The 4,158-nt window shown below is 39.8% G+C and carries 6 protein-coding genes; all 6 read left to right on the top strand.

Annotation, left to right across the window (positions count from 1 at the left end):
- Positions 1-841 precede the first annotated feature (841 nt).
- The gene (locus KCG35_RS23815) at positions 842-1,339 is read left to right on the top strand and encodes a hypothetical protein (RefSeq protein ID WP_215822353.1); all 498 of its coding nucleotides are present in this window, start codon (positions 842-844) and stop codon (positions 1,337-1,339) included.
- 90 nt (positions 1,340-1,429) lie between these two features.
- Complete coding sequence (locus KCG35_RS23810) at positions 1,430-1,912, top strand: hypothetical protein (protein ID WP_215822352.1); 483 nt, start codon at positions 1,430-1,432, stop codon at positions 1,910-1,912.
- 104 nt (positions 1,913-2,016) lie between these two features.
- A complete protein-coding gene (locus KCG35_RS23805) occupies positions 2,017-2,316 on the top strand; it encodes a barstar family protein (RefSeq protein WP_215822351.1) in 300 nt (99 codons plus the stop codon).
- Between the two features lie 251 nt (positions 2,317-2,567).
- Positions 2,568-2,819 carry a hypothetical protein gene (locus KCG35_RS23800; RefSeq protein WP_215822350.1) on the top strand — a complete coding sequence of 84 codons (252 nt, stop codon included), beginning with the start codon at positions 2,568-2,570 and terminating at the stop codon, positions 2,817-2,819.
- A gap of 88 nt (positions 2,820-2,907) precedes the next feature.
- Positions 2,908-3,324, top strand: a complete 417-nt coding sequence (locus KCG35_RS23795; protein WP_215822349.1) for an immunity 70 family protein — start codon at positions 2,908-2,910, stop codon at positions 3,322-3,324.
- Between the two features lie 178 nt (positions 3,325-3,502).
- Positions 3,503-4,108, top strand: a complete 606-nt coding sequence (locus KCG35_RS23790) for a hypothetical protein (protein ID WP_215822348.1) — start codon at positions 3,503-3,505, stop codon at positions 4,106-4,108.
- The last annotated feature ends 50 nt before the right edge of the window (positions 4,109-4,158 follow it).

The raw sequence follows: 4,158 nt of genomic DNA, 5'->3' as shown, positions 1-4,158 counted from the left end.
TAAGCCTGTAATTCAATGAGTTACGGGCTTTTTGCTTTTGATAATCATTCTCGTTTAAGTAAACTTTAAGTATATTTTAAGTATATAGAACGCTAATTTCTCCTTCTTTTTACACGTCAGTTGTTGTCTTTATTTTTTGAACTGATCGGTCATTTAAGTTTACTATTCTGTCGTGTGTCATTTTTCTTAAAGTAATGTTCAATCTTCTGTTTCCTAATGTTGTCTGTTTAATGACCAGTAACAAACTGTCCAACTAATAGAAAGGTTTGTACTTAAGTATGGGTCTTAACATGGCTGTAATGCTTGGATGGTGATGGTTTATTGTTATTAGCCTTGAGTCAGAGCGTGCTGTGCTAGTAACAATGTCCACTTTGCTATCAATCTTGAAGTTATGTTGCTACTTGGGAAAGTTTGACAAGCAGGAGTGTCAAAGATGAGTTCATTTCAAATGGCCACGAAACAGTATAGCCTCTGACAAATAGTAAGACTTGAAGTAGTAAAGAGGTATGAAAAGCCATGGTGGAGTATGACAGAACTAGTAAATGCTTCCCTCAATATCCTGAAAAAAATCAAAAATAAAAAATTATCAATATAGAAAGTACTTGCTGGAATTTGAGGATTTTTAAAAAAAATTATGGTTTATTTTGGATTAAATTAATTGTTGATTTTAGGTTTTTTGGGGTGAAAATCAATTATGTGTTATAAAAGGTGTAATAATATTTAATTTGATTTCTGAAGGGGTGCTCATTTTATTTATATCTGATGTCAGTGGGGATGTATCAAGGTGACGTGATATATTACGTCATAGTGACGTTCATTAATAGTTAGCTGTAATTGAATTATGAGCATTGATCTAGAAAAAGTACTGAAGTTGGTAGCAGAACCAGAGACGATAAATCTTTCAGTCTTGAATGATACTTCTTGGTTTAATGTGACTTGGCTCTGTAGCTATATTTGGGTTTCGTCTGCGCTGATAGCCAAAGAATCAACATTCGAGGACTTTCTTGCATCGGTTTTTCAAAATGATCCAACGGGACCTAACCTCCCTATTGATCGTTGGATTCCTAATTGTGAGGCTCGCGAGGTAAGCGAGGAAAAATTATCGGCACATCTTGATCATGCACGATCTGATCTGGCGGAAGGAAAATCAGATGAAGGGTGTGAATTCCCTAATGTAGAAATTCCTTTAAACGAAGGTAGTACATTGAATCTAATAGCCTGCTATGAAATTGTAGGGAAAACTAAACCCTGCAATAAACATCAATATGGACCAACATATATTTATGTTTGGCGCTCTGGGGATTGGTATCATTACTGTGAAATACACAATGAGTCATAGCACAGCTAACAAGCGCAGGTTGTCGGAACGCCTTTCCACTCCTTCGTCGCTACAAGTCGTCCGCAACTGCGGGCGTTAAATGTAATTGCTATGAATACGATAGTTCAGCATATTGAAACATATTGGACAAAACAATCTCGTGGTAACCCTGGGGCCTCAGTACGAAATTCTGTGCCTGAAACCTTTACAATAGAAGGTGCTCCAGAAATTCAAGGCGTATTATTAAATGAAGTTAAGTATTCTGAATATAATAACTTTAGCAATCCCGTTGTTTCAGATTTTCACGCTATAAATGAGAATCAGCAACGTCAATTGGGTTTCAAGTTTGAAGAATTAGATGGTGAACTGTTAGTTTCAAAATGGAATCATAGCGGCCACCTTACAAAGGTAGGCGCTTTAAAACCGAATTCATGGCTTAAGGTAATTACTAATGAGCGTACTTCCCTAGAGCACACTTGGGCTTACTATAAGCATGTTTATAACATCTATTTTGGTGAAGCTTCAAATACAGGTAATGTGTTGTCATCCCAGCAGCCTATTACAGTATTAAATGCTGAAAATGACTTATGGTAATAGGGTTCACATTTAACAAGCGCAGGCATAGCGACGTCTTTTACGTTCCGCCTGTGGCTCCACTACAAAGCTGCGCATGCTGCGGGCGTTGGGCGTAAAAGAACATGATCAAATGTCGAGTAAATGGAAAGTTGCTTGCGGATTGGAAGCAATTCCATGACTTCTTTGAAAAAACGTTCGCCTTTCCAGGTTACTATGGCCGGAATATGGACGCGTGGAACGACTGCATGAGCGATTACTGCTATGAAAATGGTCTTGTGTCTCTTCATATAGATAATGCATCCGAATTAAAAGCATTGAACTCTGAAGCGTTTAATGCGCTTGTTGAATGCAGTGCCTTTATCAATTGGCGTTCTACAGAAGAGGGAGGCGATCCTTTGATCGTCTTGTCGTACTATGTGTAAACCGCCCAATCGGGTAAGAGCTGGTATCTACCCAGCTTTCCCCACACCACCCAGATCTGTATGAGGCAATGAATTTGATCCTCCAATCGTTTAAGATTGGTTAAAAGGTGATCTTCCTACAGGGGACTTTCACCCCATGAATTCAATGCCTATGCTGGGCGTATACAAGCGCATGTTGTCGGACTGGTTTTCCGCTACGCTCCAAACTAGCCGCAAATGTGGGCGTTATGAGCCATGAAGAGTAGATCCAAATGAAAAGAGTTGAAATGCTTGGGATAGCAGTATGTATTTGTTTAGCTCCTGGTTATATGTATTTGATGCATAGTACAGGTGGTGAAATTGAGTGGTTTGTTGTTGCTTTCATTTTGGCCATGGCTAGCTTTCTAACTCTTTATGCAACAGTGTTTAGGAGATACACCGAGGATACTGAAGAAAATAGGGATGCCGCGATGAAAGTCATAAAAAAAGCGGCACGTCAGGCCTTCAAAGATTCTAATGACTAGCACTCATAACACAAGTGCAGGTTGCAGGACCTTTGCACTGCGTGCTCCGGCCTGTGCTGGCGGCGTTAGCACCCTATAGGAATCAAGAATGTCAGTAGGAATAAAAGTTGGGAGCATTACAGATGAAATCGGAACATCCGACTTTTTTCATGCTTTCTTCAGCACTGTAAGTAGCAACCTTGAAAACGAGGGTTGGGCCAGTCGTTTTCCCACTATGCTTGGCAAACTCTACCAAGGCAAACTTGATGCAAGCCTTGCAAACTCGGCTCTTTCTGAATTGCACCAAATTCAAAAGGAGTTGGCTGCTTTTTCCCCAGATAAAGTTGTCTGGGATATTGAAAACCCGAGTAAGCAGCCACCATGGGACAGCAATATTTCATCCGACATCACGTCTTTAGCAAATTATTTTGTTACATCAACTGGTCGTGATTTAATTTCAACATTAATAGAGGCACTTGAAGATTCCGCATCAAGTAATAAGCCAGTTACGGTTGTTCAGTGCTAACAAGGCAAGGCAAAATCGCCCTGCGGGCTGGACGCGCTAACGCGCGCCTTTGCTTGCGGCGTTATGCACTAGGAGAGTAGACTTGCTTCCTGCTTCAAAATCATTAAGAAGTGAAATAATCTGGAGGATAGAGAATCAATTAGTTGATTTTTCCAATACCTGGATTTGCACAAGTTATATGAATCGAGGTCAGGATAGAAATATCACTGATGGAGAACAGGTTCGTGAAATAAGTCTTTCTATTCCAATAGCAGCTTTTTTAAATATTATATCCGAGTGGTACGATGCTTTACTCGCGGATGAAAAAGATGATCCGTGTTATGAAAAAGGGGAGTATTGGAGCTCAGATCTATTGTGTTCAAAAAACTATCCAAGTTTAAGTGACCTGTGGAATGAGTCAGAGGATATTGTCGCTAAACTAGTATTGGACAGCGAAACTGATCTGATGGATTTAGTTTATATGGATAAAGATGGCTGGATGGAGCATAACTACTACATCCATGAAATCGATAGGTTTCATTCAGAATCTGATGTCATCATTTTTTCAGGGAGCTGTATTTATTCGCCAAACCAGAATGAACATTTTCTGGCCAACCTAATTGATAATATTTCAAACCCTGAGCATCATGAAAACATATTGCTAGAATCATTGAAAGAATTACGAAACGGAAAAAGGAATGCTGTTGCTGCTATGCCGAAGGTTGCGAACCTAGTTGGCCATAATAACATTGAGGTGTCGGAAGCAGCAAAACAAACACTTGAGGAGCTTGAAAAACATGCATAATCGGGTAAGAGCTGGTATCTACCCAGCTTTCCCCACACCACCCTGCATGC

Origin of the sequence: Zooshikella harenae, from assembly GCF_018837975.1 — a bacterium.
Taxonomy (GTDB): domain Bacteria; phylum Pseudomonadota; class Gammaproteobacteria; order Pseudomonadales; family Zooshikellaceae; genus Zooshikella; species Zooshikella harenae.
This window is presented reverse-complemented; position numbering and strand designations above follow the sequence as displayed.

Excerpts from the sequence above, each read along its gene's own strand:
- KCG35_RS23795 (WP_215822349.1), top strand. The coding sequence starts at position 2,908 with ATGTCAGTAGGAATAAAAGTTGGGAGCATTACAGATGAAATCGGAACA.
- KCG35_RS23800 (WP_215822350.1), top strand. The coding sequence starts at position 2,568 with ATGAAAAGAGTTGAAATGCTTGGGATAGCAGTATGTATTTGTTTAGCT.
- KCG35_RS23790 (WP_215822348.1), top strand. The coding sequence starts at position 3,503 with ATGAATCGAGGTCAGGATAGAAATATCACTGATGGAGAACAGGTTCGT.
- KCG35_RS23810 (WP_215822352.1), top strand. The coding sequence starts at position 1,430 with ATGAATACGATAGTTCAGCATATTGAAACATATTGGACAAAACAATCT.
- KCG35_RS23815 (WP_215822353.1), top strand. The coding sequence starts at position 842 with ATGAGCATTGATCTAGAAAAAGTACTGAAGTTGGTAGCAGAACCAGAG.
- KCG35_RS23805 (WP_215822351.1), top strand. The coding sequence starts at position 2,017 with ATGATCAAATGTCGAGTAAATGGAAAGTTGCTTGCGGATTGGAAGCAA.